Annotated in this window: 20 protein-coding genes; 16 read left to right on the forward strand and 4 right to left on the reverse strand. The window is 67.8% G+C overall.

Annotated features, from left to right (window positions below; all coding sequences use genetic code 11):
• Positions 1-75 precede the first annotated feature (75 nt).
• The 7 genes from J2728_RS07520 to J2728_RS07550 all read left to right on the forward strand — a co-directional run bounded on the left by J2728_RS07520 (position 76) and on the right by J2728_RS07550 (position 11,746).
• The gene (locus J2728_RS07520; RefSeq protein WP_309999420.1) at positions 76-1,860 is read left to right on the forward strand and encodes an autotransporter assembly complex protein TamA; all 1,785 of its coding nucleotides are present in this window, start codon (positions 76-78) and stop codon (positions 1,858-1,860) included.
• A gap of 23 nt (positions 1,861-1,883) precedes the next feature.
• Complete coding sequence (locus J2728_RS07525; RefSeq protein ID WP_309999421.1) at positions 1,884-6,053, forward strand: translocation/assembly module TamB domain-containing protein; 4,170 nt, start codon at positions 1,884-1,886, stop codon at positions 6,051-6,053.
• 152 nt (positions 6,054-6,205) lie between these two features.
• Positions 6,206-7,462 (forward strand): hydrolase, encoded by a 1,257-nt coding sequence (locus tag J2728_RS07530; RefSeq protein ID WP_309997970.1) that lies wholly within the window; start codon positions 6,206-6,208, stop codon positions 7,460-7,462.
• Positions 7,463-8,467, forward strand: a complete 1,005-nt coding sequence (locus J2728_RS07535) for an arginine N-succinyltransferase (protein WP_309997971.1) — start codon at positions 7,463-7,465, stop codon at positions 8,465-8,467. It abuts the gene before it with no gap.
• Positions 8,464-9,915, forward strand: a complete 1,452-nt coding sequence (astD, locus tag J2728_RS07540; RefSeq protein ID WP_309997972.1) for a succinylglutamate-semialdehyde dehydrogenase — start codon at positions 8,464-8,466, stop codon at positions 9,913-9,915. The genes J2728_RS07535 and astD overlap by 4 nt, the downstream gene beginning before the upstream one ends.
• Entirely contained in the window at positions 9,912-11,252 is a 1,341-nt protein-coding gene (gene astB / locus J2728_RS07545) for an N-succinylarginine dihydrolase (RefSeq protein ID WP_309997974.1), read from the forward strand. The genes astD and astB overlap by 4 nt, the downstream gene beginning before the upstream one ends.
• Positions 11,249-11,746: a GNAT family N-acetyltransferase gene (locus tag J2728_RS07550; protein ID WP_309997975.1), complete on the forward strand. Its 498-nt coding sequence runs from the start codon at positions 11,249-11,251 to the stop codon at positions 11,744-11,746. Before astB ends, J2728_RS07550 begins: the two co-directional genes overlap by 4 nt.
• On the opposite strand, the gene J2728_RS07555 is transcribed toward J2728_RS07550, so the two are convergent.
• Positions 11,743-12,543 carry a LytTR family DNA-binding domain-containing protein gene (locus tag J2728_RS07555; protein WP_309997977.1) on the reverse strand — a complete coding sequence of 267 codons (801 nt, stop codon included), beginning with the start codon at positions 12,541-12,543 and terminating at the stop codon, positions 11,743-11,745. The genes J2728_RS07550 and J2728_RS07555 overlap by 4 nt on opposite strands.
• 135 nt (positions 12,544-12,678) lie before the next feature.
• Between J2728_RS07555 and J2728_RS07560 the strand changes: the two genes are divergently transcribed.
• Complete coding sequence (locus tag J2728_RS07560) at positions 12,679-13,896, forward strand: acyltransferase family protein (protein WP_309997978.1); 1,218 nt, start codon at positions 12,679-12,681, stop codon at positions 13,894-13,896.
• Here J2728_RS07560 and phhA read toward each other — a convergent pair.
• Positions 13,851-14,735, reverse strand: coding sequence for a phenylalanine 4-monooxygenase (phhA, locus tag J2728_RS07565; protein WP_309997980.1), 885 nt, complete (start codon positions 14,733-14,735; stop codon positions 13,851-13,853). The genes J2728_RS07560 and phhA overlap by 46 nt on opposite strands.
• Positions 14,736-14,816: 81 nt before the next feature.
• Positions 14,817-15,146 carry a heat shock protein HspQ gene (gene hspQ / locus J2728_RS07570; protein ID WP_309997983.1) on the reverse strand — a complete coding sequence of 110 codons (330 nt, stop codon included), beginning with the start codon at positions 15,144-15,146 and terminating at the stop codon, positions 14,817-14,819.
• Positions 15,147-15,310: 164 nt separating this feature from the next.
• Between hspQ and J2728_RS07575 the strand changes: the two genes are divergently transcribed.
• The 8 genes from J2728_RS07575 (at position 15,311) to guaA (ending at position 23,380) form a co-directional block, all read left to right on the forward strand.
• A complete protein-coding gene (locus J2728_RS07575; RefSeq protein WP_309997985.1) occupies positions 15,311-16,417 on the forward strand; it encodes a Ppx/GppA phosphatase family protein in 1,107 nt (368 codons plus the stop codon).
• A complete protein-coding gene (locus J2728_RS07580; RefSeq protein WP_309997987.1) occupies positions 16,414-17,121 on the forward strand; it encodes an RlmE family RNA methyltransferase in 708 nt (235 codons plus the stop codon). Before J2728_RS07575 ends, J2728_RS07580 begins: the two co-directional genes overlap by 4 nt.
• Complete coding sequence (locus tag J2728_RS07585) at positions 17,118-18,164, forward strand: potassium channel family protein (protein ID WP_309997989.1); 1,047 nt, start codon at positions 17,118-17,120, stop codon at positions 18,162-18,164. The genes J2728_RS07580 and J2728_RS07585 overlap by 4 nt, the downstream gene beginning before the upstream one ends.
• Positions 18,165-18,302: 138 nt before the next feature.
• Positions 18,303-18,506 (forward strand): hypothetical protein, encoded by a 204-nt coding sequence (locus J2728_RS07590; protein WP_304277745.1) that lies wholly within the window; start codon positions 18,303-18,305, stop codon positions 18,504-18,506.
• 138 nt (positions 18,507-18,644) lie between these two features.
• Complete coding sequence (gene guaB, locus J2728_RS07595; RefSeq protein WP_309997991.1) at positions 18,645-20,108, forward strand: IMP dehydrogenase; 1,464 nt, start codon at positions 18,645-18,647, stop codon at positions 20,106-20,108.
• 9 nt (positions 20,109-20,117) lie between these two features.
• A complete protein-coding gene (locus J2728_RS07600; protein ID WP_309997992.1) occupies positions 20,118-20,507 on the forward strand; it encodes an MAPEG family protein in 390 nt (129 codons plus the stop codon).
• The gene (locus tag J2728_RS07605; RefSeq protein WP_309997993.1) at positions 20,507-21,787 is read left to right on the forward strand and encodes an RsmB/NOP family class I SAM-dependent RNA methyltransferase; all 1,281 of its coding nucleotides are present in this window, start codon (positions 20,507-20,509) and stop codon (positions 21,785-21,787) included. The genes J2728_RS07600 and J2728_RS07605 overlap by 1 nt, the downstream gene beginning before the upstream one ends.
• Positions 21,788-21,817: 30 nt before the next feature.
• Positions 21,818-23,380 (forward strand): glutamine-hydrolyzing GMP synthase, encoded by a 1,563-nt coding sequence (guaA, locus tag J2728_RS07610; RefSeq protein ID WP_309997995.1) that lies wholly within the window; start codon positions 21,818-21,820, stop codon positions 23,378-23,380.
• 240 nt (positions 23,381-23,620) lie between these two features.
• Here guaA and J2728_RS07615 read toward each other — a convergent pair whose 3' ends face one another.
• On the reverse strand, positions 23,621-25,183 hold the full coding sequence (locus J2728_RS07615) for a tannase/feruloyl esterase family alpha/beta hydrolase (protein ID WP_309997996.1): 1,563 nt from the start codon (positions 25,181-25,183) through the stop codon (positions 23,621-23,623).
• Between the last annotated feature and the right edge of the window lie 230 nt (positions 25,184-25,413).

Consider the following 25,413-nt stretch of genomic DNA (forward strand, 5'->3'; position numbering starts at 1 on the left):
TGCATTTCGGCTGGTGACATGGGCGCGACCCGAGACTACAGCAGGGACGGGGGCGCATCGCGCGGGGAATGAGAACTGGTGCTTGGGCGAACTTCCCTCGCTTTGACGGCGATGGCTTGGCTCGCGGCCTCGTCGGCCTGGGCCGACGAACCGATGGCCCAGATCCAGGGCGTGGAGGACAAGGCCCTCCGAGAAGCCATCCAGCGCGCCCTGACCCAATCCAAGAATCCCGCCCAGAGTCGCGCCGAAGCGCGTCGCAGGGCCCGTCAAGCGGGCGAGGATGTGATCGCGGTCCTGCGCGCCGAGGGCTATTACGCCTACACGGTGGAGCCAGACGTCCTGGACGGCGAGCCGCCGCGCGCGGTGGTGAAGGTCACGCCAGGTCCGGTCTTCGTCATCGCCGATCCGAAGATCGATTGGTCCGGAGACCCGCCCGACGAGGGCACGCGCCAGCGGGCGGCCGCGGCCATGCGCTTGACCGAGGGCGAGCCAGGCCGGGCCGCCGACGTTGTCGGCGCCGAAGGGCGCGTTGTGGCCCAGGTCGCCAAGCTGGGCTATGCCGACGCCGAGGCGCGGCCGCGCGAGGTTATTGTCGACCACGCCGATCATACCGTCCGGCCGTCTTTCAAGATCGTCGCGGGCGAGCTTGTGCATCTCGACGGCGTCGAGGTCGTCACCACGGGGCGCACCAATCCCGCCTGGGTGGGAAGGCTCGCGCCCTGGGTGTCGGGTGATGTCTATGATCCGGAAGACGTCGCCGAGCTGGAGCGCCGCCTCCGCGACACGAGCGTCTATGACTCCATCTCGGTCTCGCTCGCGGGAGCCGACAAGGCCACCGGCGAGGGGTTCCGACCCGTGGTGGTCACCCTCGCGGACCGTCGGGCGCGAACGGTGGAACTGGGCGCTGGCTATTCCACCAGCGAAGGCGCCGGCGTCGACGCCAAGTTGATCCGCTACAATCGGCTCAAGCGCGCGGACACCACCACCTACGCCCTTCGTTTCGCCAAGTTGGAGCAGAGCGTCGGCGCGGAAATCTCGCTGCCGCATTGGCGACGACCGCAGCAGACGCTCAAGCTGAGCAGCTCTTTGTTCCGCAACGACACCGACGCCTATAACGAAACCGGCGCGCGGGTGGGCGTCGACCTCACCAAGCGTCGGCAGACGACGGCCTACCGGACCTTCGGCGTGTCGCTGGACCTGTCGCAGACGAAGGAACAGGTCAGCAGGAATGGCTCCGTCGCGGGGCGAAAGCTCAATCTGGCGACCGTGGCGGGCTTGGCCGCCTATGCCTGGGATTTCTCGGACAACATCCTGGACCCTAAGCGCGGATGGCGTCTCGAGGCGCGGGGAGAGCCGACCTACGTCCTGGGCGACACCACCTTGCCCTATTTGAAGATCACCACTCAGGGCTCGGCCTATGTTCCGTTCGGCGAGGGGGCGAGCACCGTGTTGGCGGGGCGTTTGAAGCTTGGGGCCATTCTCGGCGGCGGTATCCCGCAGGTGCCGGCCGCCCGTCGTTTCTACGCTGGAGGCGGCGGTTCCGTGCGGGGCTATGCCTACCAGGCCATCGGCCCGCGCCTCTCGGACAACACCCCGCAGGGCGGCGTCTCCCTAGTGGAGACCTCGTTCGAGGTGCGTCAGAAGATCACCCAGCGCTGGAGCGGCGTGGCGTTCATCGACGCCGGGGCGATCGGCACGCGCGAGACGCCGCGGCGCGAGGACTTCCGTGCGGGCGCTGGTCTTGGCGTTCGCTATGATCTCGGCTTCGGACCGATCCGCGCCGACGTCGCCGTGCCGCTGGGCCGGCGCGCCGGCGATCCGGCGTTCCAGATCTATCTCAGCATCGGGCAAAGCTTTTGAGCGGCGAGCAGGACAAGCCCGATCTGGCGGAAACGGTCGCCCAAGCGGCCGAGGCGGCGAGCGAGACCGCCGTCAAGGCCGCCAAGAAGATCGGCTGGGGCGGGGCGGTCCTGATCGCCGCGGCGATCTTGGCCGCCATCCTGGTTGTCATGGCGGGCGGCCTTCGCCTGGCGCCGGTCACGCCGCAGGGACGAATGTTTCTGGAGGCGCGCGCCTCGGGTCTGAAGCTGGGGCGGATCGGCAAGCTGCATATCGAAGGCCTGTCCGGCGATATCTGGAAGGACTTCGGCGTCCGCCGGCTGACCATTTCCGACGAGCAGGGGATCTGGCTCGAGGCGCACGATGTGCGGGTGGCTTGGCGCGCGACCGAGCTGTTCGGTCGTCGCTTCCACGCCGAGCGGATCGACGCGCGGGACGTGATCGTGCTGCGCCGCCCGACCTTGGGCCCCAAGGGCAAGTCGAGCGCCGCGCCGGTGTCGGTGGACCTGGACGCCTTCGCCTTCCGCCTGATGACGCGACCCGCGTTTAGCGGCCGCGCCGGCGACTTCGATGTCGTCGGCGAATACGAGATGGCGCGTCGCGGCGGTCAGAAAGGCAAGCTGGCGGTGGCATCGCGGCTGCACGTCGGCGACCACCTGACCTTCGATTTCGATCTCGGACGCTCCAAGAGCCTGCACCTCGCCGCCGACGCCATGGAGGCGAATGGCGGCGCGATCGCCGGCGCTCTCGGACTCCCCGCCGACCGTCCGTTCGATCTGAAGGCCAAGGCCGACGGCACGATCAACCGCGCCGCCTTCGAGGTCGTGGCCAAGTCGGGCGCCGACACTCCGCTGGAGGCCAGCGGGGCCTGGACGCCGGACGGCGGCTCGGCGCGCGGTCGGCTCGATCTTGGCGCCTCGCGTCTGACACAGCGTCTTGAGCGGATGTTCGGGTCGCGAGCGAACTTCACGATCGACGGCAAGAAGGCCACCGACGATGGCCTCTCGGCCCTGACGCTGGACGTTCGCGCGGACAACCTGACGCTCCAGGCGCGGGGTCTCGCGGACCTCGCCAAGCGCCGCACCGGTCCAGATGGTCTGGCCTTCACCGCTCGCGTCGGCGCGCTGAAGCGCATCGTCTCCATCCCCCAGATGGGGCAGGGGCTGGCCGATGGGGTCTTTCGGCTAGAGAAGGGCGGCTTCTCCGTGGAGGGAACCGCCGACGTCGCCGACCTGGAGCTGCTGGGCTACCACCTGAAGCGCGCCAAGGGGCCGGCCATGGTGCGCTGGGCCAAGGGCGAGCTCGAGATCAAGGCCCAGGCGACGACCTCGGGCGGCGGCGGAACGGGTCTGCTCGCCGTTCTGGGGGCCAGCCCCAAGGCGACGTTCGAGGGCGCGAGGATCAAGGGCGGTCGCTTCCTGATCCGCTCGGCCCGCATCGACGCGCCGAACCTGATCGTCACTGGGCAGGGTGAACGCGGTGTTTTGGGAGGGCTATCGTTCGACGGCGAGATGAAGGTCGCCAGCCTGAGCCCGGTGCGGGCAGGCGCCAAGGGCTCCGTCAACGCCAAGTGGACGGCTTCCAGCTTCGCCGGTCGGCCGTGGTCCTTCACGGTCGATAGCCGCGCGGCCAACTTCGCGACCGGCTACGCGGAGATCGACCGCCTCCTGGGCGCGACGCCGCGCCTGGACGGCAAGGCCAGTTGGAACCAGGGCGTGCTGACGGTCGCTGAAGCCCGCCTCGAAGGCGCGGCCGCCACCGCGAGAACGTCGGGAAAGCTCGGCGCCGGCCTCTCGCTCGACTTTGGCCTGGACTGGACCGCGACGGGCCCGTTCCGCGCCGGTCCTGTCGAGGTGGCGGGAAAGGCCAGCGGCGACGGCAAGATCGGCGGGACGCTGTCGGCTCCTCGGGCCGAGTTGAACGCCGACATCGATTCCATTGATCTCCCCAGCTTGCCGCTGACAAAGGCGCGGTTGAACCTTGTCTTCGCGCGCGGCGCCAACGCCACGGACGGAACGGCGGCGATCCAGGCTCAGAGCGCCTATGGCCCGGCGCGCGGCCGCGCCGCCTTCCGCTTCTCGCCAGGCGGTATCGAGCTGAGCGGCCTCGATGTCGACGCGGGTGGCGCCAAGGCGAAGGGCGCGATGTCTCTTCGCGATGGCTTGCCCGCGACGGCGGACTTGACCGTCGCCATTGGCCCGGGGGCCTTCATCCCGCAAGGGCAGGTCAGGGGCTCGGCGAGGCTCGTCGACGCGCCCGACGGCGGCGAGGCCAACGCGGTTCTGAACCTTACGGCGCAAGAGATCAGCTTCGGCGGCTGGAAGGTCCGGACGGCGGCGATCAAGGCCGACGGGCCTCTTTCGCGCCTGCCCCTCTCGATCGACGCGCGGGGCGACGCGCCCAACGGCCGCTGGCGCTTGGGCGGGTCTGGCGAGCTGGCGCGGACGGGTCGCGTCTATGATCTGACGCTGAACGCCGCCGGCCGTCTCGGGCGCACGGAGATCAAGACCAACGAGCCGGCCAAGCTGCGGTTCGGGGATGGCCCCACCCAGGCGCGTCTGCGGCTCGCGATCGACAAGGGGCGCGCCGACATCGACGCCGATCTGGGCGGGGCGACCGCCATGCTTAAGGCCGAGCTGGCCGGGGTCACCCTGACCGCCTTCAACCCGGACATGGACGGCGACATCGACGGCGCGTTCAATCTCCGCGGGCAGGGCGAGGCGCTGAGCGGCGATTTCACCATGCGGCTGTCCAACGCCCGCGAGCGCGGCGCCAAGGTCGAGCAGTCGCTGGATGCGAAGATCCACGGCGATCTCACCGACAGCCAATTGACGATCGTGGCCGACGGCGACAACCGCCAGGGCCTGAAGGCGGAGGCTAATCTCGTCCTGCCCGTCGAGGCCTCCGCCAAGCCGTTGCGGCTGACGATCAACAAGAAGCGCGGCGTCCAAGGCCGGTTCTCCGCCCAGGGCGAGATCAAGCCCCTGTGGAACCTGCTGATGGGGGCCGATCGCTCTCTCTCGGGCCGAATAAACCTTCAGGCCAGCTTGGGCGGCACGCTCGCCGATCCGCGCCTGCTGGGCACGGCCACCCTAGACAACGGCGGGTTCGAGGACGGTCAGACGGGTCTTCGCCTGCGCAACGTGACGCTTCGTTCGTCCATGGCCGACAACGCCATCGACGTGCTGCAAGCGATCGGCGAGGACGGGCAGGGCGGCTCGATCTCGGGCGCTGGGCGCATCAGTCTGGCGCGCGACGGCGTCGGCAGTTTCAAGCTCGACATGAAGAGCTTCCGCCTGATCGACAACGACCTGGCCTCGGCGGTGGCGAGCGGCTCGGCGACGGTCAATCGCTCGGCCGACGGCAAGATCAAGCTCTCGGGCGCCGTGACCCTCGATCGCGCCGATGTCTCGGCCCAGACCAAGACGCCGGCCGGCGTCGTGGCGATGGACGTGGTCGAGCGCAATCGGCCGCAGGATCTGGATCAGGGGCTGCAGCGCCGTCCAACCACCGGCGGCATGATCCTGGACTTGGATTTGAAGGCGCCGCGCCGAGTCTTCGTCCGCGGGCGCGGCCTCGACGTCGAGTTGTCCTTGGACGCCCATGTTGGTGGCACCTCCCTGGCGCCGGCGCTAAGCGGCGTGGCCCGAGTGGTCCGGGGCGAGTACGATTTCGCCGGCAAGCGCTTCGAGTTCGATGACGACGGTACGGTCTATCTGTCCAGCCAGCTTGATCGCATTCGCCTGGACCTCTCCGCGACGCGCCAGGATACATCTCTGACGGCGGTGGTGAGAATCCGGGGGACGGCCGCCAAGCCCGAGATCACCCTGACCTCCAAGCCCGAACTGCCCAGTGACGAGGTGCTGAGCCAGGTGCTGTTTGGCTCGTCGGCGGCGCAGTTGTCGCCGATCGAGGCCGCGCAGCTGGCCTCGGCGCTCGCGTCGCTGGCCGGCGGCGGCGGCTTCGATGTGATCGGCAACCTGCGCAGTTTCGCGCGGCTCGATCGCTTGGCGTTCGCCGAAGGCGCCACGGGCATGACCGTGGCCGGCGGCAAGTATCTTACCGACGACGTCTATCTCGAGATCATCGGCGGCGGTCGAGAAGGTCCCGCCGCTCAGGTCGAGTGGCGCGTTCGCCGGACGCTTTCGCTGGTCTCGAGGATCGGCGGCCAGAACGACGCCAAGCTCTCCGTGCGTTGGCGAAAGGACTACTGACGGGCCGGGGGACTTGCGTGATGTTTCGAACTCGGTTCGAAATAGGCGCGCTTCAGCAAGGCTGTTGCGTGGGCCCTCGGTTACCTGGCTATAGGTAAGCACGATTTGCCCGCGGCCCTTGGTTATCGTGACTAAGGGAGGACAAGCTATTGATGCGTCTCGAGTCAGAAGACCGCGTGGTTCTGGACCACATCGGACGCGGCGGCGGCCTGATCGTCGACCGCGCCGTGGAGTGGTGCGCGATCAATTCCGGCAGTCGGCATCTGGTGGGCCTCGAGCGCCAAAGGCGGGCGCTTCTGGACGCCGCCGCCAGCTTGCCAGCCGCTCCAGTTGAAATCCCCCTCTCGCCATCCCGTGAAGTCGCCGCCGATGGTCGGGAGACGGAACTGGCCCATCCGCCGTCCCTGGCGGTCATTGTCCGGCCCGAAGCGCCGGTCCAAATCGTGCTGACCGGGCACTACGACACGGTTTACCCGGAAACGAGCGCCTTCCAGCAGGTCCGCACGCGTCCGGATGGCGCGCTGCACGGGCCCGGCATCGCTGACATGAAGGGCGGGATCTCGGTGATGCTGGCGGCGCTGGAGGCGTTCGAACGCCACGCCATGGCGGGAAACCTCGGCTATCGTGTTCTGCTGTCGCCGGACGAGGAGATCGGATCGATCGCCTCGGCGCCCGTGCTCGCCGATTTCGCTCGGCGCGGCCATGTCGGCTTGACCTACGAGCCGGCTCTCGCCGACGGGGCGCTGGCCTCGGCGCGCAAGGGGTCCGGCAACTTCCACATTGTCGTCCATGGTCGCGCGGCCCATGCCGGTCGCGACTTCGCCGCCGGCCGCAACGCGGTGATCGGCGCGGCGAGGATCGCCGAGCGCCTCCACGCGCTGAACGGACGGCGCGACGGCGTCACCGTCAATGTCGCCCGCATCGACGGCGGCGCGCCGCTGAACATGGTGCCGGACGTGGCGGTGGTTCGCTTCAATGTCCGCTTCCCGGAGGCGGACGCCGCCGCGTGGTTCGAGGCCGAGGTCGCGCGGATCGTCACCGAGACCGGTGACGATTTGCATGCTCACCTCCACGGCGGGATCACCCGCGGCGCCAAGCCGTTCAACGCCGCCCAACAGCGGCTGTTCGGCGCGGTCAAGGACGTCGGCGCGCTGCTCGGCCAGGATATCGCCTGGAAGCCTTCGGGTGGCGTCTGCGAGGGCAACAACCTGTTCGCGTCCGGCCTGCCAAACGTCGATACCCTGGGCGTGCGCGGGGGCGATATCCACAGCGAGGCCGAACACGCTTGGCCCGAGAGTTTTGTCGAGCGCGCTCAGCTCTCGGCCCTGATCCTGATGAAGCTGGCGAGTGGCGCGATCGACGCGCGCGCGATCCGCACCGCCATGGACCCCTTGGGGGAGACCCACTGAATGCTCGTTGTCCGTCCCGCCGTTCCCGCCGATGTCGACGCCCTGATGGAGCTGGCCGTGCTCTCCGGGCGGGGCTTCACCAGTCTGCCCGAGGACGAGCCGACCCTTCGCGCGCGCCTGGCGCTGTCCGAGGCCAGCTTCCAGGCGAGCGTCGCGCCACCCGAGGCCTGGTACACCCTGATGTTGGAAGACCTCGACACGGGCTCCATCGAGGGCGTGGCGGGGGTCAAGGCGGGCGTGGGGGTGAAGCGTCCGTTCTTCTCGTTCCGCGTCGTGACCCTGGCCCAGTCCTCGCCGACCTTGGAGATGCGCTTCGACCACAAGGCCTTGGTGCTCGTGAATGAGTGCGCCGGCTGGTCCGAGGTTGGATCGCTGTTCCTGCGCCCGGAAAAACGCAAGGGTGGCGCGGGACGTCTTCTTGCCCAATCTCGCTACATGCTGATCGGCATCGAGCCGCAGCGCTTCGCGGAGATGGTGCTGGCCGAACTGCGCGGTTGGTTCGACGAGGATGGTCGTTGTCCCTTCTGGGAGCATGTGGCCCACAAGTTCTTCCGCCTGGGCTTCGACCAGGCGGACCTGATGAGCGCCTCGACCGACGGGCAGTTCATCCTGGACCTGGCCCCCCGCCACCCGATCTACACCGAGCTTCTGCCCGAGGAGGCGCGCGACGTGATCGGCCGCGTCCATCGCGACGGCGAGGCGGCGCGGGCCATGCTGGAACGCGAGGGCTTCCGCTACCAAGGTCTCGTCGACCTTTTCGACGCCGGTCCCACGGTGGCCTGTCCGCGCGATGACATCCGAACGGTCCGCGACGGCAAGCGGCTGAGGGTGAAGGCGGGCGAGGACGCCTTTGGCGAGGAGGCTTTGATCTCGACCGGAGAGGTGTCGCGCTTCCGCGCGGTCCGGACGCCGGTGCTGATCGATGGTGATGTGGCCATTCTCGGACGCGAGGTGCTGGACGCGCTCGGTGTCCGCGAAGGCGAAGTGGTGCGGGTGAAGGCATGAGCGGACTGTTTATCGACGGCCAGTGGCGCTCCGGCGAAGGTCCGGAGCTCGTCTCGATCGACCCGGCGACGGGCGAGGCGGTCTGGCGCGGGGCGACCGCGAGCCAGGCGGATGTTGGCCGGGCCGTGCAAGCCGCGCGTCGCGCCTTTCCTGACTGGGCCGATCGTCCGCGCGAGGAGCGCATCGCGATCTTGCGCGCCTACAAGGCGGTGCTGGTCGAACGCACCGCCGCCTTCGCCGAGGCCCTGAGCCGCGAGACGGGCAAGGCGTTATGGGAGACCAAGGCCGAGCTGGGGTCGATGGCCGGCAAGGTCGATCTGTCGATCAAGGCCTATGAGGAGCGGACCGGCGTCACCGAGAATGGCATGCCGTTCGGCCGAGCCGTGCTGCGCCACCGGGCCCATGGTGTCATGGCGGTTCTGGGGCCCTTCAACTTCCCGGGTCATCTGCCTAACGGTCACATCGTCCCAGCGCTGCTGGCTGGCGACACCGTGGTGTTCAAGCCGTCCGAGGAGACGCCGCTGGCCGGCCAGCTGATGGTTGAGGCGCTGGAGGCGGCCGGGGTTCCTGCCGGTGTCGTCAATCTCGTTCAAGGTGGCCGTGAGACTGGCCAGGCCCTGATCAACCAGGAGATCGACGGCCTGCTGTTCACCGGCTCGGCCGCGGCCGGCGCCTTTTTCCGGCGACACTTCGCCGATCGCCCCGACGTCATCCTGGCGCTGGAGTTGGGCGGCAACAATCCGCTGGTGGCGTGGGGCGCCGACGACGCGGAGGCCGTCGCGGCCCTGGTCGTGCAGTCGGCCTATATCACCACCGGTCAACGCTGCTCGTGCGCCCGGCGGCTGATCGTGCCCGACGACGCCTTCGGCAAGGCCGTGATCGAGGCGACGGCGGCGCTGGCCGACCGGCTGACGATCGGACATTGGAATGGCGAGGGCGAGCCGTTCATGGGGCCGCTGATCTCGGCGCGCGCGGCCAACACCGCTCGCGCCGTGGCCGACACGATGGGCGGAGATCGTATCCGTTCGCTGAGGCCGGTGGAGGGGCTGAGCGAGGCTTTCGTCACGCCCGGTCTGGTGGACGTCACCGGCGTGGACACCCCCGACGAGGAGCTCTTCGCGCCCTGGCTGCAGGTGCGACGGGTGGGGAGCTTCGATGACGCCCTGAAGGCCGCCAACGCCACGCGCTATGGTCTGTCGGCGGGTCTTATCTCTAATGAATCAAAGTATTGGGAGGAATTCCTAAATCGTATCCGCGCGGGGGTCGTCAACTGGAACCGGCCAACGACAGGCGCCGCCGGCTCGATGCCCTTTGGCGGGCTCGGGGCGTCGGGCAATCACCGGCCTAGCGCCTACTACGCCGCCGACTACTGCGCCTATCCCGTCGCGAGTTTCGAGGCCGAGGGGGTGATTGATACGCTCAAGGATATCAAGGGCTTGCGTCCATGACCTCCGTCGTCGAGGCCAACTGCGACGGGCTGGTGGGACCGACCCATTCGTATGTCGGTCTCTCGCCCGGTAACCTGGCCAGCACGCGCAACGCCGGAGAGGTGTCCAACCCACGGGCGGCGGCGTTGGAGGGTCTCTCCAAGATGCGTCGGCTCCACGACCTGGGCCTGCCGCAGTTCGTTCTCGCCCCGCATGAGCGACCGGCCATGGGCTTCTTGAAGTCCGTGGGATTTTCCGGCGGCGACGAAGCCGTGCTTCAAGAGGCCTGGCGGGTCGCGCCGGCCCTCGCGGCGGCCGCGTGTTCGGCCTCGTCGATGTGGGCCGCGAACGCCGCGACCGTGACGCCCAGCGCCGACGCTGACGACGGCCGCGTCCACCTCACGCCGGCCAATCTGTTGACCAACCTGCATCGCAGCCTGGAAGGCGCGCAGACCACCCGCGCCCTCAGACGCCTGTTCCCGGACGAGCGACGCTTCGCGGTCCATGATCCGCTGCCGGCGCAGCCGCGCTTTTCCGACGAAGGCGCGGCCAATCACGTCCGCCTCTGCGCCGAGCACGGCGCGCCGGGCGTCAACCTGTTCGTCTGGGGGCGCGAGGCCTGGGAGCATTGGGACGGCCAATTTCCGGCTCGCCAGACGCGCGAGGCGTTCGAGGCGGTTAAACGTCGTCACGGCGCGGCGCGGGCGGTCTTTCCACGCCAGGCCAAGGCGGCGATCGCGGGCGGCGCCTTTCACAACGACGTGGTCTGCGTCGGCACGCGCGAGTGCCTGTTCTTTCACGAGCGCGCCTTCGAGGATCGAGGGCTGATGGAGCGCGAGGTTCGAGCCGCCGCCGGGGGTCTGTTCGAGCCGGTCTTCGTCGAGGTCTCGGAAGCCGACCTGCCGATGGCCGACCTGGTCGCCAGCTATCTGTTCAATTCGCAGTTGCTAGTCGTTCCGGGCGAGGACCGGCTGGTGTTGTTGGCTCCGGCCGAGACGCGGGACAATCCGCGCGCCCACGCCGTGGCCCAGGGCCTGGCGGCCTCCAATGGACCGATCGGACGGGTGGAATATGTCGATGTGCGCCAGAGCATGCGTAATGGCGGCGGCCCCGCCTGCCTGCGCTTGCGGGTGGTGCTCACGCATGAGGAACTCGACGCCGCAAATCAGGCCCAGCGCTTAACGCCCGGGCTGCACGCCACGCTGGCGGACTGGGTGGAGCGCCGCTATCGCGACAGCCTCGCGCCCAACGACCTCGCCGATCCGCTTCTGCTGACCGAGAGCCGCGAGGCGCTGGATGAACTGACCCAGATCCTAGATCTGGGCGGAGGTTTCTATCCGTTCCAGAGGACCGCTTGAGCATCACGATCCGCGCCGCCACGTCGGCGGACAGAGAGGCGATCGTCGCGCTGCACAAGGCCGCCGCCGTGACGCCTGGCGCCCTGGCGCGCGCGCCGGAAGAGGTGACGCCGGCCTACGCCGAGGCGGCGATCAAAAGCGATATCTGTCTCGTGGCGGTGGAGCCCGATGGCTTTGTCCTCGGTGAAATCCACGCCAAGCGCGAGACCGTGGCCCTGTTCGCCCACGTTCTAGGAAGCCTGACCGTCGCCGTGCATCCAGAACGGCAGGGGCGGGGTGTCGGCTCGAAGCTGTTCGAGGCTCTGATCGCGTGGGCCAAGGCCCAGGAACCGCCAATCCTGCGCATCGAACTGGCGGCCGGGGCGGGCAATCCCGGCGCGATCCGCCTGTATGAGCGGCTGGGCTTCAAGCATGAGGGGCGGCAGGTCGCTCGGGGGCGACTGCCGGACGGCCGCTTCGAGGATGACATCCTCATGGGGATGTTGCTGTTCTAACCGCGTAGGGTCGCCAGCGCCTCGGGAAAGCGGCGGGAGAGGGGGGCTTCAAGGTCGCCCAACTCGACGGCGTAGTCCCCCGATCCTTCAGGCTTGAGGCCCGTGACCCGCGCCGTGTTGACCAGCCACGACTTGTGGGTCCGCACGAAGCCGTGACGCGCGAGGCTCTCCAGGGCCGCGCCCAGCGACGAGCGCGTCAGTGGCCGGCGACCATCCCCAAGAATGAATTCCACGTAGTTGCCGGCGGAGCGGACGGCGATGATCTCCGCCACCGGAACGCGGATCAGCCGCGCGCCGTCCTGGATGTCGAACAGGGGCGGGGAGGCCGCCAAGGCGATCCCTAGCGGTTTCTGCGCGCCGCGCATCAGGGCAAGCCAGAAGATGATCGTGGCCGCCGCGTAGCCCAACATGTCCTTCCGGAACTCATAGAGAAATTCGCTCGCTACCGGACCGAACCGATAGGCCTCGTGCAGAAGGACGGCGTGGGCCGCCTTGCGCAAGGCGACGAAGGTCGAGACGTGGATCGCCGAATAGACGAGAACGGCGGCGACATGGGCCAGGGCGGCGACCCACCAGCGCGGCTTGGCGCGGACCATCCACAAGGCCATGGCGGCCGGGATGGCGGTGGTCACCATGAGCGCCAGCGCGCTGCTGAGTTCCCAGATCGCCGGCCGGACGACCCCGAGCCGCGGCGCGTCGTGCTGCAACGTCAGGATGTTGACGACGCAAATGGCGCCGAACAATCCCAGGCACAGAGCATAGGCTCGGCCTAGCCACAGGCTCTCGTCGCCGGTCATCCCGAGAAAGCGGCCGTTTGGCCCCGAAGCTTCGCCGCTCGTCCCCGCCATTGGCCGCTGGTCCCCAATCGCTTGGCCGGCCGAAGCCGCGTGAGGCAGGTGTTTGGCGTCGCTTTTCACGCCGGATCCTTCCCCATGACCACAACCACCTCTTCGATGGACCGACGCCACGACCTGGACTGGATTCGCGTCGGCGCGTTCTTTCTGCTGATCCTCTATCACACGGGGATGTTCTACGTGCCGTGGGAATGGCATGTGAAGACGCCGCATGTCGTCGAGGGGCTAATGCCCTTCATGCTGCTGACCAATCCCTGGCGGCTGACGCTGCTGTTCCTAGTCTCGGGAGCGGCGACGCGGTTCATGGCCGACAAAACGTCCGTTGGGAAGCTGACCCGGGCGCGGATCGTCCGTCTGTTGCCGCCACTGCTCTTCGCGATGTTCGTGATCGTGCCGCCGCAGTCGTACTACGAGATTGTCGAGTATCTGGCCCAACATCCCAGCGCGCCGGTGGGCGTCGAGAACTTCTGGGTCCGGTATGTCACGGCTTCGGGCCATTGGTGCGGGGCCGACGGCGATTGCCTGACCACTCCAACCTGGAACCACATGTGGTTCGTCGCCTACCTGATGTTCTACACCCTGGTCCTGGCTGCCATGCTGCTGGTCTGGAAGAAGGCCGGCCAGCACGTCCAGGTCGCCGCCGAATGGCTGCTGAAGGGCGTGGGCCTGTTCGTCTGGTCGATCCTGTTCCTGGGGATGTTGCGCGCCACGCTCTATGCCAAGTATGGCGAGACCCACGCCCTGGTCGGCGATCACTATGTCCACGCCGTCTCGTTCAGCGCCTTCCTGCTGGGCTTCGGTCTGGCAAAGTCGGAAGTCCTGCGCGACCGCCTGACCGCTGTGCGCTGGCCGGCCCTCGCCATCGCTGTCGCCGCCTGGGTGGGCTGGAGCATGTATGTCTGGACCTATCGCGGCGACACAGCCGTCCCGCCGCCGCAACTGAAGCTTCTTATGCGCTTCGTCTTCGCGACCGACACCTGGTGCGCGATCGTCGCCATCCTGGGCTTCGGCGCAAAGCACCTGATGAACAAGGGCGGGCCGGTGCTACGCTACCTGACCCTGGGCGTCTTCCCATTCTATCTGGTTCACCAGACCCTGATCGTGGTCATGGCTCACCACCTGGCCAAGCTGGGCCTGCCGCAGGGGTTGGAGGGGGCGATCCTAGTCGTCGCGACCTTCGCCGGCTGTTTCGTGACCTACGAGATCGCGCGACGGATCCCCGGCGTTCGGATCCTGTTCGGCCTGAAAGGTCAGCCCGCCGAGATTGTCGCCAGTCGACCGCCGGCCTTGGCGTAGGCCTGGGTTCCGCGGGTGACCACGGCGTCGCCGAGCACGATCTCGGCGACGCCGATGTCGCTGGCGCCCTCCAGGCGCTCGTAGAGGGCGCCGAAGTCTCGGAGCGTCACTTCCTGGAGGGTTCGGATCGAGTCGATCACGAAATAGACCTGCTGGAAGTCGTCGATCCGATAGAGCGTTCGCATCACCCGCTCCAACTCGAAGCCAATGCGGTTAGGGGAGGGGTCATCCAAGGCGAAAATGGACTCGGCGCGCGACGAGACGATGCCGGCGCCATAAATTCGTAGTCCCGCGGGCGTGTTCATCAGGCCGAACTCCACCGTGTACCAGTAGAGCCGCGCCAGGTTGGCCAGACGTCCCAGGCCCAAGGCGCGCCGCCCGCCCTCGCCATAGGCCTGCATGTAGTCAGCGAAGGTTGGGTCGGTCAGCATCGGCACGTGGCCGAAGACATCGTGGAAGATGTCCGGCTCTTGCAGATAGTCCAGCTCGTGCGGTTTGCGAATGAACTGGCCGGCCGGGAAGCGGCGGTTGGCCAGGTGATCGAAGAAGACGTCGTCGGGCACGAGGCCAGGAACGGCGACCACGCTCCAGCCGGTCAGGCGCTGAAGCTCTTCGTTGATACGCTTGAAATCGGGAATGCCGGCGCGATGCAGGTCGAGGGCGTCGAGGCCGCGCAGGAACTCATCGCAGGCCCGGCCATGCAGCATCTGGGTCTGGCGTTCGTAAAGGGTGATCCAGACGTCGTGCTCGGCCTGGGAATAGGCTTCCCAACCCTGATCGATCGTCCAATCCTGGTTCGCTCCCGGCGGGGGCGCGCTGGTGTTGCCTTCTCCGCTCATGCGAGAACGCTACGCCCCGATTTTCGCAAAAGCTGTTCGGAATTTGCGTCGATCGCGCGATCACGCGAACGGGTTTGCCGTCTAGTGCGAGATTCGGGGGCGAAGCTTGTATTGGCCGTGATCGAACGACTCGAAGATCACCGCGGTCTGCGGATGGCCGACCGGCTCGCCGCTGTCGTCGGGCAGCAGGTTCTGCTCGGACACATAGGCGACGTAGCTGTTGTCCTCGTTCTCGGCGAGCAAGTGATAGAACGGCTGGTCCTTCACCGGACGGATCTCTTCGGGGATGGACTCCCACCATTCTTCCGTATTGGCGAACACCGGGTCGACGTCGAACACCACGCCCCGGAACGGGAAGATGCGGTGCCTGACGACCTGGCCGATCGCGAACTTGGCGAGTCTCGAATTCATGGTTTGGAGAATAGCACGGCTACCTGACTGAAAGCTGAACGTAGAGACTTCCGAACCCGGAAGACAAGGCGGGCGCCTTCCGGAGCGCGAGTCACGTGCTATGGTCGAGTCGAAGTGAGGCGGCGCAACCGTTCGCGACGCCTGCGAGACAGGTGGTTTGAACCATGTCGGAGGCGCCGCGCGCGCCCGGCGCCCCGTCAGGGCGGCGTCGGCGGTCGCCGGAGGAGTCGTCGTGTTACGCGGCGCTCGATCTTGGCACCAACAACTGCCGCCTTCTGGTGGCCACGCCTTCGCCGCGCGGGTTCCGCGTCGTCGAGGCCTATTCCCGCATTGTTCGATTGGGCGAGGGTCTTTCGCAAAGCGGCCGGCTATCCGATGCGGCGATGGACCGGTCTCTGGCGGCCTTGAAGGTGTGCGCCGAGAAGATCCGACGCCGCAAGGCTGTACGGGTCAAGGCGGTGGCCACCCAGGCTTGCCGGGGCGCGACCAATGGTCCCGACTTCGTCCGTCGCGTCCATGAAGAGACGGGACTCAAGCTGCAGATCATCAGCCCGCGGGAGGAAGCCCAACTCTCCGTCGCCGGCTGCATGAGCCTGTTCGATCGCGAGCAGGACGCGGCCCTGGTTGTCGATGTCGGCGGCGGCTCGACCGAGTTGTCGTGGGTGGATCTGAAGGGCGGCGGTCTCGACGCGAGGCCTCGCCAGTTCGCCGCTTGGAAGCTGCCGATCAAGGCGTGGCTGTCGATCCCTGTCGGCGTGGTCACGCTGGCCGAGCGCTTCCCCGAAGGCGAGGTCGCCACGGAGGCTTGGTTCCGGGCCATGGTCGACGACGTCAAGGCGCGGATCGAGGGCTTCCCCCACGCCGAGCCCATGCGCGGGATCTTCGCGGAAGGGCGGGCGCATCTGATCGGCACCTCTGGAGCGATCACCAGTCTGGCGGGCTTGCACATGGGCCTGCCGCGCTATGATCGCAATGTCGTCGATGGCCTTTGGATGCGGCGCGACGATTGCGACGCGGCGGCCGCGCGCCTTTTGTCGCTGACGTCCAGCGAGCGGGCGCAAGAGCCATGCATCGGCGCCGATCGGGCGGATTTGGTGTTGGCCGGCGCGGCGATCCTGCAGGCGGTGCAGGAGCTTTGGCCATGTTCGCGCGTGCGTGTGGCCGACCGAGGGCTTAGAGAGGGGCTTCTGATGTCCCTGATGTCCGACCAGCAGAAGCGCCCGCGCCGGCGTCGTCGCGGTGGGGCGTCCAAGAAGCCGGTGTCCGCATGAGCGAAGATCCTCCCCGCCGCCGCATGGTGAAGCCCCCCACGGGCGGCTCCGAAGGCGGGCGCGGCAAGCCGGCGCGCCTGAAGACCGCCTATGGCCGCACGCCCAGCCAGCAGGCCTGGCTAGAGCGGCAGATCAACGACCCGTTCTCGGCCAAGGCGCGGGCGCTCGGCTATCGCAGCCGGGCCGCGTTCAAGATCAGCGAGATCGACGACAAGTTTCACTTCTTCCGCAAGGGCGCGAAGGTCATCGACCTGGGCTGCGCGCCAGGCGGCTGGCTTCAGATCGCGGTGGAGCGCGGGGTGACGAACCTCGCCGGGATCGACCTGTTGCCGGTCGACCCGGTGGCGCCGGCGCACATCCTGGAGATGGACTTCACGGCCGACGGCGCGCCCGAGAAGCTGATGGAGATTCTGGGCGGCGAGCCGGATCTCGTCATGTCGGACATGGCGCCCAACACCGTGGGCCATCGCGAGACCGACCACCTGCGGATCGTCGGCTTGATCGAGATCGCCGCCGAGTTCGCCGTGGACGTGCTGAAACCCGGCGGCGCTTTCGTCGCCAAGGCCTTCCAGGGCGGCGAGACCGCCGACGTCATCGCCAAGCTCAAGCGACACTTCACCAAGGTGCAGCACTTCAAGCCCAAGGCCAGCCGACAGGACAGCTCGGAGGTCTTTCTCGTCGCGACGGGGTTCAAGGGACGGTGAGCGACCAGGGGGGCGTCATCGGGGGGTTGGTCGCCAGGCCGTTCAGGAATCTGGCGATCTCGGTCGCGTTCGTGCTGTTGGTCGCCGCGAGCGCGATCGTCGCCTACATGGTGGACGGCTGGTCGTTCGACGACGCGCTCTACATGGTCACCTTGACCATCTTCACGGTGGGCTACGGCGAAGTCCGACCGATCGACACCGACTACTTGCACGGCGTCACCATGGCCACGATGGTGTTCGGGTGCACCGGGGTCATCATCGTCACCGGCTCGCTGGTGCAGGCGCTCACCCAATCTCAACTCGAACAGTTCTTTGGAAAGCGCGTGGAACGCGACATCGACCGGCTGGATAGCCACATCATCATCTGCGGCTTTGGCCGCATCGGGCTCATGCTGGCCGCTGAGCTGGCTTCCGTGGGCGAGACCTTCGTCATCGTCGAGCGCGACGAGGCGCGCTGCCAGGAGGCGAGGGACCTGGGCTATCTCTGCCGCCACGCCGACGCCACCGACGAGGACGTGCTGCGTACCCTGCATGTCGAACGCGCCAAGGTGCTGGCCACCGTGCTGCCCGACGACGCCGCCAACGTCTTCATCACCCTGTCGGCGCGCAGTCTCAACGCCAAGCTCGAGATCATCGCCCGGGGCGAGCGACCGACCACGGAGCGCAAGCTGATGCAGGCCGGCGCCGACCGCGTGGTGATGCCGGCCCACATCGGCGCCGAGCGCATCGCGGAGATGATCCTCTATCCCCGGCTCGCCCACTTCCTGCGTGGGGAGGAGCCCAAGGGCGATGGCACGGACGAGGGTCTGGCCAAGCTTGGTCTTGATTTGCGGGTCATTACCGCGCCCCCGAACCTTGGCGCCCGCAAGGCCACGATAGGGGAGCTCGAGCGGCGAGGCGGCGGCGTGCTGGTCGTTCGGATCGAGCGCGCCGACGGCGCGGTGATCGAAAGCCCATCTCCGAGCGAAGTCATCAGGACGGGCGATGCGCTGGCGGTGGTGTCAAAATCCCGTCACTCGAACCTGACGGGCCTAGCGGACTGACGCCGGGGTTGTCCGCTCTGGGTGACGCATCCTCAAGTCGCTGAATTTTCTTGGAAATTTGTGTTTCTGATTTCTCGTCCCGCGCCGGTGTCCGGCGCGGCCTTGGCGGATTCCATCCGCGCCCACGAGAGACCTGCCATGTCCAAGACCCTCAGTCTCGCTTTCGCGCTCGCCGTCGCCCTGTCGAGCGCCAGCGCCGCCTATGCCGCCGCGCCTTGCCGCGACGCCAAGGGCAAGTTCATCAAGTGTCCGGCCGCCGCGGCGCCCGCTAAGCCGACCAAGTGCAAGGACGCCAAGGGCAAGTTCGCCAAGTGCGGGACCCCGGGCGCCAAGCCAGTCTAGGCGGAGAAGGCGGCGTCGGCCGTCGCGGCCGCCGTCGCTCTTTGACGGCCCAGAAAAATTCATCTCCATTTCGCGCCGACTCCGGGTCGACAACCGTCGGCCTCACGGCTATATCCGCGCCGCAAAATGGAGACTCCGATGGAGATTCGCGAAGGGCTCACCTTCGACGACGTTTTGCTCGAACCCGGCCCGTCCGACGTCATGCCCACCCAGGTGACGACAGAGACCCGGTTCACGCGTGAAATCAGTCTGAACATACCGCTCGTGTCCGCCGCCATGGACACGGTCACCGAAAGCCGCCTCGCCATCGCCATGGCGCAAGCCGGTGGTCTGGGCATCCTGCACCGCAACCTCACCAACGAGGAGCAGGCCGACCAGGTCCGCGAGGTCAAGCGCTACGAAAGCGGCATGGTCATCAATCCGCTGACCATCCATCCCGACACCACCCTGGCCGAAATCCGCGAGATCAAGGCCCGCCGTAAGATCTCGGGTTTCCCGGTGGTCGAGCGCGGCTCGGGCAAGCTGGTCGGCATCCTGACCAACCGCGACATGCGCTTCGAAGGTGATGACAAGGTCCCGGCCTCCGCGCTGATGACCCGCGAGAACCTGATCACGGTGGGCGAGGGGATCGATCACCGCGAGGCGCGCGAGCTGCTTCGCAAGCACAAGATCGAACGCCTGATCGTCGTCGACGAGGCCTATCGCGCCGTCGGCCTGATCACGGTGAAGGACATCGAGAAGGCCCAGGCTCATCCCCTGGCCGCCAAGGACGACAAGGGCCGCCTGCTGGTTGGCGCGGCCTCGACCGTCGGCGACGCCGGCTTCGAGCGCTCCATGGGCCTGGTGGACGCCGGCGTCGACGTCGTCGTCATCGACACCGCCCACGGCCACTCCAGCCAGGTCGCTCAAGCCGTTTCGCGTCTGAAGCGCGAAGCCAACCGCGTCCAGATCGTCGCTGGCAACATCGCCACCTACGATGCCGCCCGCGCGCTAATCGACGCCGGCGCCGACGCGGTGAAGGTCGGCATCGGTCCGGGCTCGATCTGCACCACCCGCATCGTCGCGGGCGTGGGCGTGCCGCAACTGACCGCGATCATGGAAGCCGTGCGCGCGGGCCGCGAGGCCGGCGTGCCGATCATCGCCGACGGCGGCATCAAGTACTCGGGCGACCTGGCCAAGGCCATCGCCGCCGGGGCCTCGACCGCCATGATGGGTTCGATGTTCGCCGGCACCGAAGAGGCGCCGGGCGAGGTGTTCCTGTACCAAGGCCGCTCGTACAAGAGCTATCGCGGCATGGGCTCGGTGGGCGCCATGGCCCGCGGCTCGGCCGACCGCTACTTCCAAAAGGAAGTGACCGACAGCTTCAAGCTGGTGCCGGAAGGCATCGAGGGCCAGACCCCGTTCAAGGGGCCGATCTCGCCGGTGCTGCACCAACTGGTCGGCGGTCTTCGGGCGGCCATGGGCTATGTCGGCGCGCCGACCATTCCCGAGCTGCAGAAGCGCGCCAAGTTCGTCCGGATCACGGGCGCGGGCCTGCGTGAAAGCCACGTCCACGACGTGATGATCACGCGCGAGGCGCCGAACTACCCGAGCGCGGTCTAGCCGATGCGGATGGCGTTCGAACTTCAGATGCTGGGCGTGGCGGTCCTGATCGGCCTCGTCCACCTGCTGGCGGCGGCCCTCGCGGGCGTATCGCAGCGGGGTCTGAAGTGGAGCGCCGGTCCGCGCGACGAGCCTGTTCCGGTCAGCGGCCTGGCCGCGCGGCTGGAGCGGGCCTTCGCCAACTACCGCGAGAGCTTCCCGTTCTTCGCCGCCGCCGTGCTGGTCGCCTATCTGGGCGGCCGGTTCGGGACGCTGACCTTGGTGGGCTCTGGCCTCTATGTCGGCGGCCGCATCGCGTTCCTGCCGCTCTACGCGCTGGGTGTGCCGTGGGTGCGCAGCGTGGCCTGGGTGGTGTCTTTCACGGGGATCATCCTGACCCTCTTGGCCCTGGTCGTCTGATGCGGGACGGAGGACGGGTTTCAGCGGCGATCGAGGTTCTCACCGAGATCGAGACGCGGCATTTTCCGGTGAAGATGGCGCTCAAGCGATGGGGCGAGACGGCCCGCTACGCCGGTTCCAAGGATCGCGCCTTCGTCTCCGGCCTCGTGCTGGACGCCCTGCGTCGTAAGCGGTCGCTGGGCTGGATGATGGGCGACGCCAGCCCGCGCGGCGTCGTGCTGGGCGTACTGGCCTTCACCTGGGCTTGGACGCCCGAGCGGATCGCCGAAGCAGCGGCCGAGGAACATGGCTTCGGCGTCCTGACCGACGCCGAGCGCGAGCGTCTGGCCAGCCCGATCGCGTTGGACAACGCGCCCGCCCCGGTCGTCGGCGACTATCCCGATTGGCTAGAAGAGCGGCTGATCCGCACCTTGGGCGCCGACCAGGCCGTCGAGATGCGGGCGCTGTCCGAGCGCGCGCCGGTAGACCTGCGGGTCAATACGCTGAAGACCGACGCCGAGCGCGCCGCCAAGGCCTTGGCGCCCATCCACGCCGCGCCGGCGGGCATCCTGCCCAACGCCTTCCGTATCCCAGCCCCGGCCGCCGCCGATCGCACGCCGTCGGTCGAGGCCGTGCCGGCCTTCTCCAAGGGCTGGTTCGAGGTCCAGGACCTGGGCTCGCAGATCGCCGCCGCCGTGGCGGGCGAGGTCAAAGGCAAGCAGGTGCTGGACTTTTGCGCCGGCGGCGGCGGCAAGACGCTCGCGCTCGCCGCCGCCATGGGCAACAGCGGCCAGATCTTCGCTCACGACGCCGACGCCCGCCGCCTGGCCGACACGATCCGTCGGGGCCAGAGGGCAGGGGTCCGCAACCTGCAGATCCGCTCGCCGATCGAGGCCACGCCCCTGAAGGGGCTGGAAGGCAAGATCGACGTCGTCTTCGTCGATGCGCCCTGTACCGGCGCGGGCACCTGGCGCCGCCACCCGGACGCCAAGTGGCGCCTGTCGCCCGACCAGCTGGCCAAGCGCCAGATCGAGCAGGACAGCGTGCTGGAGGACGCCGCGACCTTCGTGAAAGCCGGCGGTCGGATGGTCTACGTGACCTGCTCGCTGCTGACCGACGAGAACGAGGACCGCGTCGCCGGCTTCCTTGAGCGCCACCCCGAATTCACCGTCAAGCCGATCGCCCTGGCCGGCGTCGAGCGGCACGTGACCCCCGAAGGCTATCTGCGCCTCACCCCTTACCGCGCCGGGACGGACGGCTTCTTCGCCGCCGTGCTGGAGCGATCCACCTACACGCCCTGATTTGACCTCTAGACCGCTGGAGACCCGCCGATGACCACCGAACCGAACCACCAGCGCGTCCTGATCGTCGACTTCGGCAGCCAGGTGACCCAACTGATCGCCCGCCGCGTGCGCGAGGCCGGCGTCTATTGCGAGATCCATCCGTTCGACAAGGCCGAAGCCGTCGTCGACGAATACAAGCCCAGCGCTATCATCCTGTCGGGCGGCCCGGCCAGCGTGCTCGAGGCCGACAGCCCCCGCATCGGCCGCAAGCTGTTCGACCTGGGCCTGCCGCTGCTGGCCATCTGCTACGGCCAGCAACTGCTGTGCGACGTGCTGGGCGGCAAGGTCGAGGGCGGCCACGCCGGCGAGTTCGGCCGCGCCGAGCTGACCGTCGGCAAGGATAGCCCGATGTTCGAGGGTCTGGCCGGCGTCGGCGGCGTCGAGACGGTCTGGATGAGCCATGGCGACCGCGTCACCGCGATCCCCGAAGGCTTCGAGGTCATCGCCACCTCGACCGGCGCGCCGTTCGCGGCCATCGCCAACGACGCCAAGAAGATCTACGCCCTGCAGTTCCACCCCGAGGTGTACCACACCGTCAACGGGGCCAAGATGTACCGGAACTTCCTGTTCAACATCGCCGGTCTGAAGGGCGACTGGACCATGGCGGCCTTCCGTCAGGAGATGGTCCAGAAGATCCGCGACCAGGTCGGCTCGGGCAAGGTGATCTGCGGCCTGTCGGGCGGCGTCGACAGCTCGGTGGCCGCCGTTCTGATCCACGAGGCGATCGGCGACCAACTGACCTGCGTGTTCGTCGACACCGGCCTGCTGCGCAAGAACGAGGCCGAGCAGGTCGTGACCCTGTTCCGCGACCACTACAACATCCCGCTGGTCCATGTGGACGCGGGCGAGCTGTTCCTGGGCGAGCTGGCCGGCGTGAGCGATCCGGAGACCAAGCGCAAGACGATCGGCCGCCTGTTCATCGACGTGTTCGACAAGGAAGCCGCCAAGATCGACGGCGCGCAGTTCCTGGCCCAGGGCACGCTCTATCCCGACGTGGTCGAAAGCGTCTCGGCCCGCGGCGGCCCCTCGGCGGTGATCAAGAGCCACCACAATGTCGGCGGCCTGCCGGACTACATGAAGCTGAAGCTGGTCGAGCCGCTGCGCGAACTCTTCAAGGACGAGGTCCGCGCCCTGGGCGTCGAGCTGGGCCTGGCCCCGGCCTTTGTCGGCCGTCACCCGTTCCCCGGCCCGGGCCTAGCCATCCGCATCCCCGGCGAGATCACGCCCGAGAAGGTCAAGGTCCTGCAGGAAGCCGACGCCATCTATCTGGAAGAGATCCGCAACGCCGGCCTCTATGACCAGATCTGGCAGGCCTTCGCCGTGCTGCTCCCCGTGAAAACAGTGGGCGTGATGGGCGACGCCCGCACCTACGAGAACGTCTTGGCCCTGCGCGCGGTGACCTCGACCGACGGCATGACCGCCGACTTCTTCGAATTCCCCTGGCCGGTGCTCGGCAAGACCGCCACGCGGATCATCAACGAGGTCCGAGGCGTCAACCGCGTCGTCTACGACGTGACCAGCAAACCGCCCGGCACGATCGAATGGGAGTAGTGGTAATATAACACCGCATCCGCCGGATCTGCATCCGGCGGTTCACGCTCGGCGTAGCGGCTCCGGCGTGTGCCTTCTCGGAGCCCCGTGACCTGTCGGGATTTCCGGTTGCGGCGCTCTGTGTAAAGCCGCTCCTAGCAGCTTCGTACTGTGGCGTGGAAGGTAGTGATTGGCGGGTTCGCCGGCGGCGAGGACCGCTGGAAGATCGAGAGAGCCGTTTTATGCGACGCGCGCCGCAAGTCAGGCCGAGGGTCTGTCGAGGCCACGCGCCCGAGGGCGACACTGAAAGCTCTCGGCGCGGTCGGGCGGTCCGACGCCATCGTAGAGAGCGACCGCGGGATAAGGGCATAACGGGCGGCTGAAACCGCCGCCATCCGCGCCGCCGGCCGGGCGCTGGGCTGTCAGTCTGTCGGGCGGAACATCCTGTTCCACCCACGCCTCGATGCGGGTTTGCAGGTCGATCGGCGAGGGCCCCAAGCCGCCCTGGCAGTGCTCGACGCCCGGCGCGATGAAGAGGCGGTAGAAATCCCGGACGTTATGGCCTCGTCGCGATTGGTCGGTGGCGGCGCGCGTGTAGTAGGCTATCGAGTCTTCGAACGGCACGACGGGATCGGCCGCACCATGCCATTGGATCAGCTTGCCGCCGCGGCGGCGGAAGGCCTCGATGTCGGGATCGACGGCGTCGATCGTCGCGGACAATCGCTTCAGAACTTTGGCGGCCTCGCGATCAAAGTCGAAGTCTCGCCAGTCCCAGGCGTCTCCAAAGCCGGCCCAATACCGCCAGAAGTCGGACCGTGCGGGCTCATGCGGCTTCGCCGGGTCGGCCCAATACAGGTTCCAGCCGCCCATGCCTCCGGCGGAGGCCTCGCTGCCGCGCGGCCAGCCAACGTACAGGCGTTCGCCGGTGCGCGGATTACTCGCCCCAGCGTACATCCGCCGTAGGGCGGTGACCTGGTCTGGCGTCAGGCACGAGGGGCGATCTTCATCGGCGCAGGCCAGCGCCGTCGGATCGAAGTCGCAGCTCAGGGGGGCGTTGAGGTAAGGGTCCGTTGGTAGGCCGCCGACGTCGGGATCTCCGTTGCGGCGGCGACAGGCGGCAAGCGCCGCGTCGCGGACCATCGGCAACTTGCTGGCCGTCAGGATCAGGCGAGGGGCGGCGTCGCGGGTGTGGTTCCGCGCGAACTGCCACAGAAAGCCGATGTTCAGGCGGGTGCGGTTGGCGCCGGGCGCGCCGGCGACCACCCCGTCGAAATCGCCGGGATGGCGCTGTACCTCCATCAGGGCCTGATGCCCGCCGGTCGAACACCCCTGAAAATAGGAATAGGCGGCGGGGCGGCCGTAATAGGCGGCGGTGATCGCCTTGGCGTCGACGATGGCGCGGTGGACAGCGTGCTGGGCCCAGTCGGCGATGGCCTGAGGCCGGTCGCGGGCAAAGTCGGGTCCGTCGCCGGCGTGGCCCGTGTCGGTGGCGGCCACGACATAGCCCGCCGCGACGTACGCCCGCATCTGGCTTCGGGGCAGGGCTGAGGCGTAGCCGCCGTTGCCCAGCATCACGATGCGGCCGTTCCAGGCGGCGCGGGGCGTCCAGACCTCGAAGCCGATGCGCGAGCCTCGTCGGGGCTCTGTCAGGCCGAGGATGCGGCAGGCGACCGGATCATTCGGCTCGGACGCCGTCGCCTGAAGCGTCGTGCGGCTCAGTCGCGGTGGCGTGAACCCCTCGCATGGGGCGGCGGCGGCCGGCGCGGCGGTGAATGCGGCGACCGCCAGACCCCCCACGCCCGCCAGAAGTCCCAAGCCGCGCATCACCTGTTCCTCGCTCGCCGGTGGCGATTGAACCAGTCGGCGGACGGTCGAACCATTCGAAAAAGCTGATGATCCGATAGCCCCGCTGAATAGGTCGCGCGACGATCGCTGTTCCAAGTGGGGCGACGCCTTGCTGGTAGCGTTGTCGATACGGGGATGGCGGCGTTCCTCACTGTATGCCCGCAAATTGTTCTTGACTCGAAGCTTTCTCGAGAGAAGGTTTCTGATAA

This window comes from Caulobacter segnis (assembly GCF_031454995.1).
In the GTDB taxonomy this organism is placed as follows: domain Bacteria; phylum Pseudomonadota; class Alphaproteobacteria; order Caulobacterales; family Caulobacteraceae; genus Caulobacter; species Caulobacter segnis_E.

Coding starts and splice junctions, on each gene's coding strand:
- J2728_RS07530 (WP_309997970.1), top strand. CDS start 6,206: ATGCGTCTCGAGTCAGAAGACCGCGTGGTTCTGGACCACATCGGACGC.
- J2728_RS07535 (WP_309997971.1), top strand. CDS start 7,463: ATGCTCGTTGTCCGTCCCGCCGTTCCCGCCGATGTCGACGCCCTGATG.
- astD (WP_309997972.1), top strand. CDS start 8,464: ATGAGCGGACTGTTTATCGACGGCCAGTGGCGCTCCGGCGAAGGTCCG.
- astB (WP_309997974.1), top strand. CDS start 9,912: ATGACCTCCGTCGTCGAGGCCAACTGCGACGGGCTGGTGGGACCGACC.
- J2728_RS07555 (WP_309997977.1), bottom strand. CDS start 12,543: ATGACCGGCGACGAGAGCCTGTGGCTAGGCCGAGCCTATGCTCTGTGC.
- J2728_RS07560 (WP_309997978.1), top strand. CDS start 12,679: ATGACCACAACCACCTCTTCGATGGACCGACGCCACGACCTGGACTGG.
- phhA (WP_309997980.1), bottom strand. CDS start 14,735: ATGAGCGGAGAAGGCAACACCAGCGCGCCCCCGCCGGGAGCGAACCAG.
- hspQ (WP_309997983.1), bottom strand. CDS start 15,146: ATGAATTCGAGACTCGCCAAGTTCGCGATCGGCCAGGTCGTCAGGCAC.
- J2728_RS07575 (WP_309997985.1), top strand. CDS start 15,311: ATGTCGGAGGCGCCGCGCGCGCCCGGCGCCCCGTCAGGGCGGCGTCGG.
- J2728_RS07580 (WP_309997987.1), top strand. CDS start 16,414: ATGAGCGAAGATCCTCCCCGCCGCCGCATGGTGAAGCCCCCCACGGGC.
- J2728_RS07590 (WP_304277745.1), top strand. CDS start 18,303: ATGTCCAAGACCCTCAGTCTCGCTTTCGCGCTCGCCGTCGCCCTGTCG.
- guaB (WP_309997991.1), top strand. CDS start 18,645: ATGGAGATTCGCGAAGGGCTCACCTTCGACGACGTTTTGCTCGAACCC.
- J2728_RS07600 (WP_309997992.1), top strand. CDS start 20,118: ATGGCGTTCGAACTTCAGATGCTGGGCGTGGCGGTCCTGATCGGCCTC.
- J2728_RS07605 (WP_309997993.1), top strand. CDS start 20,507: ATGCGGGACGGAGGACGGGTTTCAGCGGCGATCGAGGTTCTCACCGAG.
- guaA (WP_309997995.1), top strand. CDS start 21,818: ATGACCACCGAACCGAACCACCAGCGCGTCCTGATCGTCGACTTCGGC.
- J2728_RS07615 (WP_309997996.1), bottom strand. CDS start 25,183: ATGCGCGGCTTGGGACTTCTGGCGGGCGTGGGGGGTCTGGCGGTCGCC.